Raw genomic sequence first — 13,881 nt, 5'->3', positions numbered from 1 at the left:
GTTTATTGCGCAGGAAGAGCGTCAACGTTTAGCGTCAACGTCTCGTTAAAATCCGTGGTGTTGGTTACGCTAAACGCTTTGCCTGAAAGGTAGGTCGTTACCATCATCGTTGCTGTGAACTGTTCTCCCGTCACTTCCGAACCGTTAACGGCAGCCAGCGCTTTTTCTGGCGGCAGCGTGACCTGTGCGGCCCCGCCCTGAACGACGGCCGACCCAATATCGACAGCGGCCAGTTGCACCACACTCCCGTCTACCCGACCATCCTTAAATTCGACCTTCATCGCTCCGCTATCCGTAAACCGATAGGCCAGATTCTCACGGGCAGCACCGGTGATGAAGATACGCATTTTACGCGCCTCCGGGCACATCACCGACACCTGGAATTCCCGCGTGACCGAGGCATAACCGTTATAGACTTTGCCCACATGCTCAGCGCTCCCCTTGCGCATGTCCTCTTTGCGGTAGCGACCATAGTCGACCGTTTTTACCGCGGACATCATTTCGCATCCGCCGTCATCGGCCTGCGCCATCGCTGACATACCCGATGCCCCGCAGAGCAACGCGATCGTCATCACGTACTTATGAACGTTTTTTAGAGACATTTCCCTGTCACCTCTTCATAAAATTTATTGGGTTCAGCCTCCGGCAGGGTATACGTCAGCCTGCAGCGTCCCCCATCGACCTTCGCGTAGAGCTGCTGGTTGGCAGAGATATCGTTGAGGAAGATCACCCCATCCTCAGGCGCGGTCGTCACATACTCACCCGCTCCATCGACGATTGACACGCCTTCCGGCAGCGGCGTACCGTCCGCGCGGATGATAGAAAGCAGCACTCGGCGCTGGCTTAACGTCGCAAACTCCCACTTCGCGACCGCACCGTGAGAAGCCTTAATTGCCGTTCTGCCATTTCTGACATCCAGATTGCCCGGCAGACTTTCCGTGTTGATCTCGATGGTGCTCTCGCGGAACGGTGACAGCGAAGGGATCACCGCCTGGCCCCATTTATCCGTCCATACCGGGCCACGCGTTGTGGCAATCTCAATGCCTGCTACCGGTTTATCGAGTCTGGCGATGGCATAGGTATCGGCCACGCGGTAAGGCGAGAAGGTCACACCATCGCTGTGCGCCACAATCCCACCGCTCAGCGCCGCGGAGTAGTTGCTGTTGCTGTCATTGTCACCGCCAGCCGCCAGCGCCAGGCTGGTATAATGCAAATTGCTGCTCAGCGAGGTGTCCCAACTGGTGGTGTCATCGTTATGATCCTGAGATACGCCAACCATATACTGGTTCGCCTCGTTGAACGATCCCATCGCGCGTGTCCCGTAGGAGCTTTTACCTTCACTTTCACGATACCAGGAGCTGGTGTTAACGCCAGTACGGCCGAGCGGCACTGAGATGTTCACGTAAAATTGATCGTTATCGCTTTCGTCGCGGCGGCTGACGTCAGATTCCCAGTTCACGCTCACGTTGAAGTATTTAAAGCTTTTCGACCACGATGAAATGAAGCGACGGCTATCGTACTCGCTGTTCCAGCTCTCATTGCGATAATAGCTAAGGGAAAAGCGTCCGAGCGTAGTGTTGGACCAGCTAATACCCACACTGGCGTCATACTTGGTTTGCGACATATCGTCGTCATCACCGTAAAGCTCCGTCATTTCGCGGTAATCCGGCGTGCCGTAGCTGCCGCCCATCGAAAGGCCGATGCCCCACGGCAATGAATATCCCAGGTCGAGCGTGGTTTTGTTACCGTCCGTTTGCGACTGATTGTCTATCGACGCCAGAAAACCGAGTGAGGCATACAGGTTCTGCATCGGTACGGTATCCACGTTTCCGGAGAACCCGTAATAGTGGTTATCCGCCATCACCATACCGGCGAGGAAGTTCATGCGCTTGTTGATGGACCAGCCGTTGTTGGCGGAGACAACCCACGGATTTTCAAAGCGCGAATCCATATCGTCTTCAACGCGTCCTACCGCCATCGTAAAGCCCGGCGCGCGGCCTACGTGGTTGCTGCGGAAGGTGCTCGCCGCAATGGTAAAGCGGTTTTCACTCCCGTCAGTCTCGGTCACCGTCACGTTCAGGTCGGTATTGAGGCTAACCAGCGGCACGTCGTCAAGATTAAACGGCCCGGCAGGTACCAGCGTAGAATAAATCAACTGTCCGCCCTGGCGGATATCCACGCGCGCCTGCGGGGTGCGGGCGATACCGGTGACTTCCACACCGGTCCCCGCTTCAGACTGAAGTGCGTTATCCGGCATCATCTGTATCCCGTAGAGAGACGGAATACTGAAGCGGCTGCTGGCCACGTTAATCTGGCCGCTTTGAACCATCACGCCGTAATCGGTAAAGGTGCGCTGGGCGTAGGTATAAAGTGATTCAACATCAAAACTTTGATCGCTACCGTCGCTGATGAATTGTGTGCTACGGACAATCCAGTCCCCGGCATTAAAGCCCAGTTCAAAAGTTGACTGAAAACGATCTGCTTTTTCATCGTCATATTGATTATGGGTACCGAACATGGAGTAATTCAGCATTGCCGCACGCCCGCCACGCACATCCGCATATTGACGCCCAAAATTAGGATCTAACGCTTCCGGTGGAACGACAATCGATATTTCTTCAATATCCGGGGACGACTGAATCGTCGAGCCAGACCAGTATTCATGAATTTTAGGACAGGTGCCTCGCCTGGTTTTTTTAAGCAAACCCGCATTTTCCAAAAACTCGTTATCAATACAGGGCACACCCTCTTCATCAAATTTTACCGGCATAAGGGAACGCTGCTTGCCGTTAATATTGACGGTGACGTTATGGTAGCCGGGAGCAAAACGAGGAGCCATGGAGTAGTAATCAGCAATATTTGGATCAAGGCCCTGATTTTTTAATGCATCGGTATCAAATATCGCCCTTGCCAAATCTATCGATTCATTCGCGGAAGGATTTATTTCTGCTCGAATACTGAAAGCCAGCACCGTAAGGCAAAATGCCAGCATTCCCTTTTTACAGGAAACCTTTAACATAACCACTCCATGTATTGTTAAATTTACGGTTGTTATTTCAGCTCAACGGTATAACTCTGCGCTTTATAGCCATAGCGTGTTGCAGGATATATTTCAATTTTCTTCTCAGACGACGCGACTTTTCCTTTACTGCTGGCCGTCATTTTTTCGCCCGGTAATATATAGGTTTTTGGGAACTGAACAAAAACACCCGATGGTATTAACTTTGCTTTTTGCTCCATGCGGACAACGTAAGGCGTTTTGTTCTCGACAATGATGTTCCCATTACTGATATTCCAGGTCAGATCCTTCCACGGCTCCAGATTAACCGCCAGTCCGGCTGGACGGATAATAACGGGCAGGTTCTGACTAAAGCTCACTTTGACTTTATTTTTCTCACGCTGAGGAATGGCGGTAAAAATAACGCGCTTAAAATGTTCCACCTTCAGCGGTTCAGCGCTGCTTTTCAGCACAAAGCGCACGCGCTGGGTTTTGCCCGCATCCACACGGACTACGGGCTGCGTAACAATCAGGCCGGGTTTAGGATCATCGGGTAAATCAATCAATTTGGTATACAGAAGCTGTGCGTCACCGTCCGTGTTTTTGACGTCCATGCTGGCGCCCTGCTCGTCTTCATTCACAATTAACAGCGACGTTTCTGGCACCATTCCGGCAGCCAGGATATTAAACGAGGCGAGCATACCAGCGCAGATCAGCGTTCTATTTAACAGCAGCATAATATTAATCCATTAATATTGAAATAACACTCCACTTACGTGGAGTATTTTCTATAACACAATTACAGATAAACCAGCTCAACGTTGGTTAAACCATCCAGCGTCGCTTCATCGGTAATATTAAGATCGTTGGTTGGGCTGATCTGCGCCATGATACCGACAATAAAATTAACCTGTTTCTGTGCAACAGGTGCATTGCCGCCTGAGACATCGGTAAAGGAATACGTCTCACTTTTATCCGTTACAACTTGCAAATAATGTGCCCCGGCTTTAGTGCCCCAACCTGAAACGTCACTTGCATCTCTCGTAAAAATTGGGTAAAGATTATCACCCTCATCATTTGTTAAGGTACCCGCATCCTTCTTAATTCCCATTGAGTAAGCGCCAATCTTCTTGCTGTTATACATACCCAGTCCTGATGTATATGCCGTAGTATAAGCAAAATCAGTGTCAGAATAAGGTACCGGCAGGGTTGCCGTTGGCGCGGAATCAGAATGCGCATCGTTGAAGGTCACACCCACACGGGTGGCTTCTTCGCAGGTAATCGTAATTGGGATGGTTTTCACATCCGACAGGGGCGTCCACGTAGTATCATTCAATGATGCAACTTTAATGGTACCGAAATCAGCGATACCCGTACCGGAAGTGAATGCCGGCGTACAGGAGGCTGGCACAATTTTACCCGTAACCTTAATATCAACACTCGATGCCGCCATTGCAGAAGACGCTGTTACAGCCAGCACGGAGGCCAGCAACCCTTTTTTAAACATCGCGTTCATTTTATTTCCTTATATAGGTGAAAAACAAAACAAACCAGATAATGAATATCTGGTCAGGACTTATTACAACAGTTTGTTTGGTGGAAGGTAGCACCTCAGATAACACTGATCAATATTTCAAAATCCTTTTAGGATTTACGCTTGAGGAATTCCTTAAAACGTAAGATCAATCATATTAAAACCGCATATAAAACCGGTATCAGATAACAAAAATGGCACAACACATTCATTTTAATGATATATGCTGAAGACTGGTCTGACCTTGTATTTAACTTGTGTATAGAATTGCTAAATTTCAAACAAAATAGACTAAAGAGGAGAAACGTTTACAGTTTCGTTAGTCAGGAATATACAAGATGATATGCGGGAAATTCGGAGAAGGAACAGCAGAAAGGAAACCTGTCCCCGCTCCGAAGAGCAAGGGACAGCGGCTAAACGACTTATTTATTCAGTTCAGCGGTCATGTGTACGCGGTTACCGGAGAACGCCTGGGTAATTTTGTAGGATGATGCACCAGCTTCCTGAGCCTGCGCCGCGATTTTCGCTTCTGCGCCATCAATGGTAGAGGCGGTTGCGGTTACGGTCTGCGCAGCAAAAGAACCGAAAGAAGTAGCCAGAGCGATAACAGCGACAAAAGTTTTGATGCTTTTCATGATTTAAACCCTTTCGTTAAGTTGTTTAGGTAAGGCACCGTGCCTTGATGAGATAAATACTAGGCCTCATCGTGGACAACTAAAAGCGGAAGGATTTGCTATTATCATTCAAAATTACTGATTAACTATTAATCGCTGTGGATGGGTATAAATTGTCGCCCTTCCCGGCTTGCAGAAGCCCACCAGCGTCAGGTTGCAGCGCTCCGCGACCTCCACCGCCAGCGTGGTCGCCGCCGACACTGCGAATAAAATTTCCACGCCGCACATGGCCGATTTTTGCACCATCTCATAGCTGGCCCGGCTGGAAACGAGCGCCGCGCCCTGTTGCCAGAGCTCGCTTTCTCGCGCCCGGCGACCGAGCAGCTTATCCAGCGCCACGTGGCGGCCCACGTCTTCGTGCCCACCGGCAATCTCTCCCGACGGCAATATCCACGCCGCCGCGTGCGTGCAGCCGCTCAGCTGGCCGATGGGCTGCACGTCGTTGAGATGCTCAAGCGCAGGGTCGAGGTTTGCCAGATTAAAGGTCTGGGTAAAGGGCAGTGGCGCAACGGGTTTGCCGATGTCATTGAGCTGCTCAACGCCGCAGACGCCGCAGCCGGTGCGCCCGGCCAGCGCGCGGCGGCGCTCTTTCAGCCCCATAAAACGACGGCTGGAGAGTTCAATTTGCACTTCAAGACCGTTGCACGCCTGCACCACGTCCATACCGTAGATCTCCTGCGGATGCGCAATGATGCCTTCCGACAGGGAAAACCCAATGGCGAACAGCTCGAGATCCTTCGGTGAAGCCATCATCACCACGTGCGAAATACCGTTGTAAACAAGCGCAACGGGCACTTCTTCCGCCAGCAAATCGGGCGTGGCGTGGGTAATGTGGGGCGGTCTGCGCACCGACAGTTCCACAATGCCTGCAGGCAGCGGTGACGAATGGGTAGCACGGTTTTGTTTAGACACAGCGGTATTCCTGAACAACCACGGAGGTGAGCCTGCTATTGCAGCATAAACGACAGGCCTTACGCATAGTATGGATCAACTTTTCGACAATCATTCTCCTACTCATTCAGAAGGGGTGCAACCCGGCCAGCGCTACACGGCTTTAACATTCAGGAGCAATATCGTGATCTGTATCACACTTTATAATCAACATGGTGATAATACGTTCACTTTGTATTAACGCCATTAGAACAGGTGTACCGACATTGTGGTATTCTGATGATATCCCTCGGAGAAATGAGGGATTAACGCAAATTTTTTCCTTTGCGGTCAATTCTCAACCGCGAAGTCAAAACTACATATGTAAGCAATGTCGAAACAAGGAGTGACCCATGCAGGTCAGCAGAAGGCAGTTCTTTAAGATCTGCGCTGGCGGTATGGCAGGCACCACGGCAGCGGCGCTGGGCTTTGCCCCCGGCGTAGCGCTGGCGGAAACGCGGCAGTATAAACTGCTGCGCACCCGTGAAACCCGTAATACCTGTACGTACTGCTCTGTCGGTTGCGGGCTGTTGATGTATAGCCTCGGCGACGGTGCTAAAAACGCCAAAGCGTCTATTTTCCATATCGAAGGCGACCCGGATCACCCGGTCAACCGCGGCGCGCTGTGCCCGAAAGGGGCCGGTCTGGTGGACTTTATCCACTCCGAAAGCCGCCTCAAATTCCCGGAATATCGCGCGCCTGGCTCCGACAAATGGCAGCAAATCAGCTGGGAAGAGGCGTTCGACCGCATCGCAAAACACATCAAAGAAGATCGCGATGCCAACTTTGTTGAGAAGAACGCCGACGGCGTGACGGTCAACCGCTGGCTCTCCACCGGGATGCTGTGTGCTTCTGCCTCCAGCAACGAAACCGGCTATTTAACCCAGAAATTTACGCGCGCGCTCGGTATGCTCGCGGTCGACAACCAGGCGCGTGTCTGACACGGACCAACGGTAGCAAGTCTTGCTCCAACATTTGGTCGCGGTGCGATGACCAACCACTGGGTCGACATCAAGAACGCCAACCTTATTGTGGTGATGGGCGGTAACGCCGCTGAAGCACACCCTGTCGGGTTCCGCTGGGCGATGGAAGCCAAAATCCACAACGGTGCGAAACTGATTGTGATCGATCCCCGCTTCACGCGTACGGCGTCAGTGGCGGATTTCTACACCCCTATTCGTTCAGGTACTGACATCACTTTCCTGTCAGGCGTATTGCTGTACCTGATGACCAACGAAAAATATAACCGCGAATACACCGAAGCCTATACCAACGCCAGCCTGATCGTACGTGAGGATTACCACTTCGAAGATGGCCTGTTCAGCGGTTACGACGCCGAAAAACGCAAATACGACAAAACCAGCTGGAACTACGAGCTGGATGAGAAAGGCTTTGCGAAGCGCGACACCACCCTGCAACACCCGCGCTGCGTGTGGAACCTGCTGAAAGAGCACGTTTCCCGCTACACGCCGGAGGTAGTCGAAAACATCTGCGGTACGCCGAAGGCGGACTTCCTGAAGGTGTGCGAGCTGATCGCCGAAACCAGCGCGAAGGATAAAACCGCGTCGTTCCTGTACGCCCTCGGCTGGACGCAACACTCCATCGGCGCGCAGAACATCCGTACCATGGCGATGGTTCAGCTCCTGCTCGGGAACATGGGCATGGCAGGCGGCGGCGTGAACGCCCTGCGCGGTCACTCCAACATTCAGGGCCTGACCGACCTCGGCCTGCTGTCGCAAAGCCTGCCGGGCTATATGACCCTGCCAAGCGAGAAGCAGACCGACCTGCAAACCTACCTCACGGCCAGCACGCCTAAACCGCTGCTGGAAGGCCAGGTGAACTACTGGGGCAACTATCCGAAGTTCTTCGTCTCGATGATGAAAGCCTTCTTCGGCGACAAAGCGACGGCGGAAAACAGCTGGGGCTTTGACTGGCTGCCGAAGTGGGACAAAGGCTACGACGTGCTTCAGTACTTCGAGATGATGCATCAGGGCCAGGTCAACGGCTATATCTGCCAGGGCTTTAACCCGGTGGCCTCGTTCCCGAACAAGAACAAGGTTGTTGAGTCTCTGTCGAAGCTGAAGTTCCTGGTGACGATTGACCCGCTCAATACCGAGACCTCAACCTTCTGGCAGAACCACGGCGAATCGAACGACGTCGATCCGTCGAAGATTCAGACCGAAGTGTTCCGTCTGCCGTCCACCTGCTTCGCGGAAGAGAACGGGTCTATCGTCAACTCCGGACGCTGGCTGCAGTGGCACTGGAAAGGCGCGGACGCCCCGGGCATCGCCATGAACGACGGCGAGATCCTGGCCGGTATCTTCTTGCGCCTGCGTAAGATGTACGCGGCTGAAGGCGGCGCGAACCCGGAACCGGTGCTGAACATGACCTGGAACTACTCGACGCCGGAAAACCCTGCGCCGGAAGAAGTGGCGATGGAGAGCAACGGTAAGGCGCTGGCGGACGTTATCGACCCGGCCACCGGCACCGTGCTGGCGAAGAAAGGCGATCAGCTCAGCACCTTCGCGCACCTGCGCGATGACGGTACTACGTCAAGCGGCTGCTGGATCTTTGCCGGTAGCTGGACGCCGAAAGGCAACCAGATGGCCAACCGCGACAACGCCGATCCGTCGGGCCTCGGCAATACGCTGGGCTGGGCGTGGGCGTGGCCGCTCAACCGCCGCATTCTCTATAACCGTGCCTCCGCTGACCCGCAGGGCAACCCGTGGGATCCGAAGCGTCAGCTGCTGAAGTGGGACGGCGCGAAATGGGGCGGCGTGGATATTCCGGACTACAGCACTGCCGCACCGGGCAGCGACGTCGGGCCGTTTATCATGCAGCCTGAAGGGATGGGACGCCTGTTTGCCATTGATAAGATGGCAGAAGGGCCGTTCCCGGAACACTACGAGCCGTTTGAGACGCCGCTGGGCACTAACCCGCTGCACCCGAACGTGGTCTCTAACCCGGCAGCCCGTATCTTCAAGGGCGACTTTGAAGCGCTGGGTAAAAAGGACAAGTTCCCGTACGTGGGCACCACCTACCGTCTGACCGAGCACTTCCACTACTGGACCAAGCACGCGCTGCTTAACGCCATCGCGCAGCCGGAACAGTTTGTGGAGATCGGCGAGAAGCTGGCGAACAAGCTCGGCATCGCCCACGGCGATACCGTGAAGGTCTCCTCTAACCGCGGCTACATTAAGGCCAAGGCGGTGGTGACCAAGCGTATTCGCACGCTGAACGTTCACGGTCAGCAGGTGGATACCATCGGCATCCCAATTCACTGGGGTTATGAGGGCGTGGCGAAGAAAGGGTTCATTGCGAACACCCTGACGCCGTTCGTCGGCGATGCGAACACGCAGACGCCGGAGTTTAAGGCCTTCCTCGTGAACGTGGAAAAGGTGTAACGGAGACGACCTATGGCTTATCAATCTCAAGACATTATCCGTCGTTCCGCGACTAACGGTTTCACGCCCGCGCCTCAGGCGCGGGACCACCAGCAGGAAGTGGCGAAGCTTATCGACGTGACCACCTGCATCGGCTGTAAAGCCTGTCAGGTGGCCTGCTCGGAGTGGAACGATCTGCGTGACGAAGTGGGTCACAACGTCGGGGTGTACGACAACCCGGCGGACCTGACCGCCAAGTCCTGGACGGTGATGCGTTTCTCGGAAGTGGAGCAGAACGACAAGCTGGAATGGCTTATCCGCAAAGATGGCTGTATGCACTGCGCGGATCCGGGCTGCCTGAAGGCATGTCCGTCAGAAGGGGCTATCATTCAGTATGCCAACGGCATCGTCGACTTCCAGTCCGAGCAGTGCATCGGCTGCGGCTACTGCATCGCGGGCTGTCCGTTCGACGTACCGCGCCTGAACCCGGAAGACAACCGCGTCTACAAATGCACCCTGTGCGTGGACCGCGTAACCGTCGGCCAGGAGCCTGCATGCGTGAAGACCTGCCCAACCGGCGCTATCCACTTTGGTTCCAAAGAGGATATGAAAACGCTGGCGGCAGAGCGAGTGGGCGAGCTGAAAACCCGTGGTTACGACAACGCGGGCCTGTACGATCCGGCCGGGGTGGGCGGTACGCACGTGATGTACGTGCTGCACCACGCCGACAAGCCGAACCTGTATCACGGCCTGCCGGAGAACCCGGAAATCAGCGCCACCGTGAAGTTCTGGAAAGGCATCTGGAAACCGCTGGCCGCGGTGGGCTTTGCTGCGACCTTTGCAGCGAGCATCTTCCACTACGTCGGCGTCGGTCCGAACCGCGCGGAAGAGGAAGACGACAACCTGCATGAAGAGAAAGACGAGGTGCGCAAATGAGAAAACGTGACACCATCGTGCGCTACACCGCGCCGGAACGCATCAACCACTGGGTCACCGCCTTCTGCTTCATGCTGGCGGCGATAAGCGGGCTGGGGTTCTTCTTCCCGTCCTTCAACTGGCTGATGCAGATCATGGGGACACCACAGCTGGCGCGTATCCTGCACCCGTTTGTGGGCGTCATCATGTTCGCGTCGTTCATCATCATGTTTTTCCGCTACTGGCACCATAACCTAATCAATCGGGATGATATCTTTTGGGCGAAGAATATTCGTAAGATCGTCGTCAACGAGGAAGTGGGTGACACCGGGCGTTATAACTTCGGCCAGAAATGCGTATTCTGGGCGGCGATTATCTTCCTGGTCCTGTTGCTGGTGAGCGGCGTGATCATCTGGCGTCCGTACTTTGCGCCTGCTTTCTCAATCCCGGTGATCCGATTCGCGCTGATGCTGCATTCATTTGCCGCAGTGGCGTTAATTGTGGTTATCATGGTGCATATTTACGCCGCCCTTTGGGTGAAAGGCACCATTACCGCGATGGTGGAAGGATGGGTCACCAGCACGTGGGCGAAGAAACATCACCCGCGCTGGTACCGTGAAGTCCGAAAGACAACGGAAAAGAAAACTGAATGAGTATTCGCATAATCCCGCAAGATGAGCTGGGGTCGAGCGAGAAACGCACGGCGGATTATATTCCGCCGTTGTTATTCCCCAGACTCAAGAACCTCTATAACCGCCGCGCAGAGCGTCTGCGCGAGCTGGCAGAGAACAACCCGCTGGGCGATTTTCTGCGTTTTGCCGCGCTGGTTGCCCACGCGCAGGAAGTGGTGCTGTACGACCACCCGCTGCAAATGGATCTGACCGCGCGCATCAAAGAAGCCAACGCGCAGGGCAAGCCGCCGCTGGACATTCACGTCCTGCCGCGCGACAAGCACTGGCAAAAGCTGCTGCATTCGCTGATTGCCGAGCTGAAGCCGGAGATGAGCGGCACCGCGCTGGCGGTGATCGAAAATCTGGAAAAAGCCTCTGACCTGGAGCTGGAAGAAATGGCGAGCGCGCTGTTTGCCTCCGACTTCTCGCTGGTCAGCAGCGATAAGGCGCCGTTTATCTGGGCGGCACTGTCGCTCTACTGGGCGCAGATGGCCAGCCTGATCCCCGGCAAAGCCCGCGCCGAGTACGGCGAGGCGCGCCAGTTCTGCCCGGTCTGCGGCTCCATGCCGGTCTCAAGCATGGTGCAGATTGGCACCACGCAGGGGCTGCGCTACCTGCACTGCAACCTGTGTGAAACCGAGTGGCACGTGGTGCGCATTAAGTGCAGCAACTGCGAGCAGACCCGCGATCTCAACTACTGGTCGCTGGAAAATGAAGAAGCGGCAGTGAAAGCCGAAAGCTGCGGCGACTGTGGGACCTACCTGAAGATTCTGTATCAGGAAAAAGACCCCAAAGTTGAAGCGGTGGCCGACGATCTCGCCTCGCTGATTCTGGATGCCAAAATGGAGCAGGAGGGCTTTGCCCGCAGCTCGATCAACCCGTTCCTGTTCCCGGGTGAAGGGGAGTAATCTCCCGTAACCGTGCCGGGCGGCGCAAGCCTGCCCGGCCAGTCATATCTGCTTTAGTCCGCTTCCGTACTTCACCCCACTTTCAGATTTTATTTAGCCGCCACGCGTAGAAAACTCGCGGTGACTTCGTCACGATCCCCTGCAAGAAAACATTACATTTTGTAAGGGAAAATGTTGGAAAGGGAATTTCTACCGGTAGCAACGAAGCGCACCGGCTTTTTTGTCTGTGCTGTTCTCAGCCTTTCATCGGGTGCCCTTGCCGCGCCGGGTGATGAGCCGTTTATCCTGCAACAGCAGCGTCAGCAGGCGCTGGAAACCCAACTGACGCCCCAGGCGCCTGACGTCCGGCTGCAATCTCCGGCAGCCAGTCACGAAAGCGGCGAATTTGCCCCCGAAACGCCCTGCTTTACAATCCACGACGTCACGCTGACGGGACAGGACGCCCTCCCGCACTGGGTGCCGCTGCAGCGCATGGCGAATCAGGCCGTGGGCAAATGCCTGGGCGCTAAGGGTATCAACCGCATCATGAGCCTGCTGCAAAACCGGCTGATCGCCCACGGCTGGACCACCGCCCGCGTGCTGGCTCCCGCTCAGGATTTAAAAAGCGGCCATTTAGCGCTGGCCGTTATCCCAGGGAAAATCCGCCACGTCACGTTGACCGATAACAGCAGCCGCGGGTTATGGCTTTACAGCGCCTTTCCGGCACATGACGGTAACCTGCTGGACCTGCGGGATATCGAGCAGGGTCTGGAGAACCTCCAGCGCCTGCCCACCGTCCAGGTTGAGATGGATATCGTTCCGGCTGAACAGCCGGGTGAGAGCGATATCGTGATTACCCGCCAGCAGAGCAAATTCTGGCGGCTTGGCCTGTCGCTTGATGATTCTGGCTCGTCGTCAACGGGCCGCTATCAGGGTGGGCTAACGCTGTCGCTGGATAACCCGCTGGCGCTGAGCGATCTCTTCTGGTTTTCCATTAACCATGATCTGCAAACCGGGCCGGAAAAAGGCAACCAAAACCTCAGCGCCCACTGGTCAGTTCCCGTGGGCTGGTGGGCCTTTTCCGTTACCGGCAGCGATTACCACTACCACCAGACCGTGGCGGGGCTAAACGGCGACATTCGTTACAGCGGCAAAAGCCAGAGTCTGGTGGCGCAGGCCAGTCGGGTTCTGCATCGCAGCAGCGCACAAAAAACCACGTTCACCTGGGACGTGGAGAGCCGGACAACGAAAAACTACATCAACGACACGGAAGTGGAAGTTCAGCGCCGCCACGTCTCCTCCTGGAAGGCCGGGCTTCAGCATCGCCACTATATCGGCCCCGCCACGCTTGATGCAGGCATCAGCTATCAGCGCGGCACGCGATGGTTTGGCGCCCAGCCAGCCCCCGAAGAGACGTTCGATGAAGCCACGGCGCTGGGCCGAATTCTTCGCACCAACGCACGCCTGAGCCTGCCGTTTGCACTCAGCGCACAGCGCTTTCGTTACGACGTGGCCTGGCAGCGTCAGACCAGCAACACCCCGCTCACGTCACAGGATCAGTTCGCCATCGGCGGGCGCTGGACGGTGCGCGGCTTTGACGGCGAACGCACGCTAAACGCCGATCGCGGCTGGCTGGTTCGAAACGATCTCTCCTGGCAGACCCCGCTTGCCGGTACCGAGTTCTATCTGGCTGCCGACTACGGCGAGGTCGCGGGCAACGGCACGGAGTACCTGACGGGTAACCACCTGGCCGGTGGCGCGGCGGGCCTGCGCGGTGCGCTCTGGAAAGTGGGTTACGACGCCTTCGCGGGCGTGCCGTTCTCCCGCCCGGACGGCTTTAAAACCAGCCCGGCAACCTTCGGCTTCAACCTCAACATGGATTTCTGAGT

Annotated in this window: 11 protein-coding genes; 5 read left to right on the top strand and 6 right to left on the bottom strand. The window is 55.3% G+C overall.

The genetic code is table 11. The features are described 5' to 3' along the window. Positions 1-2: 2 nt before the first annotated feature. From L6R44_RS14045 to fdhD, 6 genes are all read right to left on the bottom strand, one after another. Entirely contained in the window at positions 3-602 is a 600-nt protein-coding gene (locus tag L6R44_RS14045; RefSeq protein ID WP_237424554.1) for a hypothetical protein, read from the bottom strand. Then, positions 593-3,019: a fimbrial biogenesis usher protein gene (locus L6R44_RS14040; RefSeq protein WP_337249846.1), complete on the bottom strand. Its 2,427-nt coding sequence runs from the start codon at positions 3,017-3,019 to the stop codon at positions 593-595. The genes L6R44_RS14045 and L6R44_RS14040 overlap by 10 nt, the downstream gene beginning before the upstream one ends. A 32-nt stretch (positions 3,020-3,051) precedes the next feature. Further along, on the bottom strand, positions 3,052-3,735 hold the full coding sequence (locus L6R44_RS14035) for a fimbria/pilus chaperone family protein (protein ID WP_237424553.1): 684 nt from the start codon (positions 3,733-3,735) through the stop codon (positions 3,052-3,054). A gap of 62 nt (positions 3,736-3,797) precedes the next feature. Next, entirely contained in the window at positions 3,798-4,514 is a 717-nt protein-coding gene (locus tag L6R44_RS14030; RefSeq protein ID WP_237424552.1) for a DUF1120 domain-containing protein, read from the bottom strand. Between the two features lie 440 nt (positions 4,515-4,954). Then, positions 4,955-5,167, bottom strand: coding sequence for a DUF1471 domain-containing protein (locus L6R44_RS14025; protein WP_014072382.1), 213 nt, complete (start codon positions 5,165-5,167; stop codon positions 4,955-4,957). 114 nt (positions 5,168-5,281) lie between these two features. Further along, a complete protein-coding gene (gene fdhD, locus L6R44_RS14020; protein ID WP_237424551.1) occupies positions 5,282-6,118 on the bottom strand; it encodes a formate dehydrogenase accessory sulfurtransferase FdhD in 837 nt (278 codons plus the stop codon). Positions 6,119-6,489: 371 nt separating this feature from the next. On the opposite strand from fdhD, the gene fdnG reads away from it, so the two are divergent. The 5 genes from fdnG to L6R44_RS13995 all read left to right on the top strand — a co-directional run bounded on the left by fdnG (position 6,490) and on the right by L6R44_RS13995 (position 13,879). Further along, positions 6,490-9,540, top strand: a complete 3,051-nt coding sequence (fdnG, locus tag L6R44_RS14015; protein WP_237424550.1) for a formate dehydrogenase-N subunit alpha — start codon at positions 6,490-6,492, stop codon at positions 9,538-9,540. Between the two features lie 12 nt (positions 9,541-9,552). Continuing rightward, positions 9,553-10,455 (top strand): formate dehydrogenase subunit beta, encoded by a 903-nt coding sequence (gene fdxH, locus L6R44_RS14010; RefSeq protein WP_008501831.1) that lies wholly within the window; start codon positions 9,553-9,555, stop codon positions 10,453-10,455. Continuing rightward, positions 10,452-11,087 carry a formate dehydrogenase cytochrome b556 subunit gene (fdoI, locus tag L6R44_RS14005; RefSeq protein ID WP_032644324.1) on the top strand — a complete coding sequence of 212 codons (636 nt, stop codon included), beginning with the start codon at positions 10,452-10,454 and terminating at the stop codon, positions 11,085-11,087. The genes fdxH and fdoI overlap by 4 nt, the downstream gene beginning before the upstream one ends. Beyond that, on the top strand, positions 11,084-12,013 hold the full coding sequence (gene fdhE / locus L6R44_RS14000) for a formate dehydrogenase accessory protein FdhE (protein WP_010436850.1): 930 nt from the start codon (positions 11,084-11,086) through the stop codon (positions 12,011-12,013). Before fdoI ends, fdhE begins: the two co-directional genes overlap by 4 nt. 171 nt (positions 12,014-12,184) lie before the next feature. Next, a complete protein-coding gene (locus tag L6R44_RS13995) occupies positions 12,185-13,879 on the top strand; it encodes a ShlB/FhaC/HecB family hemolysin secretion/activation protein (protein WP_237424549.1) in 1,695 nt (564 codons plus the stop codon). The last annotated feature ends 2 nt before the right edge of the window (positions 13,880-13,881 follow it).

Source organism: Enterobacter cloacae complex sp. ECC445, from assembly GCF_021892025.1.
Taxonomy (GTDB): domain Bacteria; phylum Pseudomonadota; class Gammaproteobacteria; order Enterobacterales; family Enterobacteriaceae; genus Enterobacter; species Enterobacter chengduensis.
The sequence above is the reverse complement of the archived record's forward strand: the minus strand, read 5'-3'. Positions and strand labels throughout refer to the sequence as shown.

Coding starts and splice junctions, on each gene's coding strand:
- L6R44_RS14045 (WP_237424554.1), bottom strand. CDS start 602: ATGTCTCTAAAAAACGTTCATAAGTACGTGATGACGATCGCGTTGCTC.
- L6R44_RS14040 (WP_337249846.1), bottom strand. CDS start 3,019: ATGTTAAAGGTTTCCTGTAAAAAGGGAATGCTGGCATTTTGCCTTACG.
- L6R44_RS14035 (WP_237424553.1), bottom strand. CDS start 3,735: ATGCTGCTGTTAAATAGAACGCTGATCTGCGCTGGTATGCTCGCCTCG.
- L6R44_RS14030 (WP_237424552.1), bottom strand. CDS start 4,514: ATGAACGCGATGTTTAAAAAAGGGTTGCTGGCCTCCGTGCTGGCTGTA.
- L6R44_RS14025 (WP_014072382.1), bottom strand. CDS start 5,167: ATGAAAAGCATCAAAACTTTTGTCGCTGTTATCGCTCTGGCTACTTCT.
- fdxH (WP_008501831.1), top strand. CDS start 9,553: ATGGCTTATCAATCTCAAGACATTATCCGTCGTTCCGCGACTAACGGT.
- fdoI (WP_032644324.1), top strand. CDS start 10,452: ATGAGAAAACGTGACACCATCGTGCGCTACACCGCGCCGGAACGCATC.
- fdhE (WP_010436850.1), top strand. CDS start 11,084: ATGAGTATTCGCATAATCCCGCAAGATGAGCTGGGGTCGAGCGAGAAA.
- L6R44_RS13995 (WP_237424549.1), top strand. CDS start 12,185: ATGTTGGAAAGGGAATTTCTACCGGTAGCAACGAAGCGCACCGGCTTT.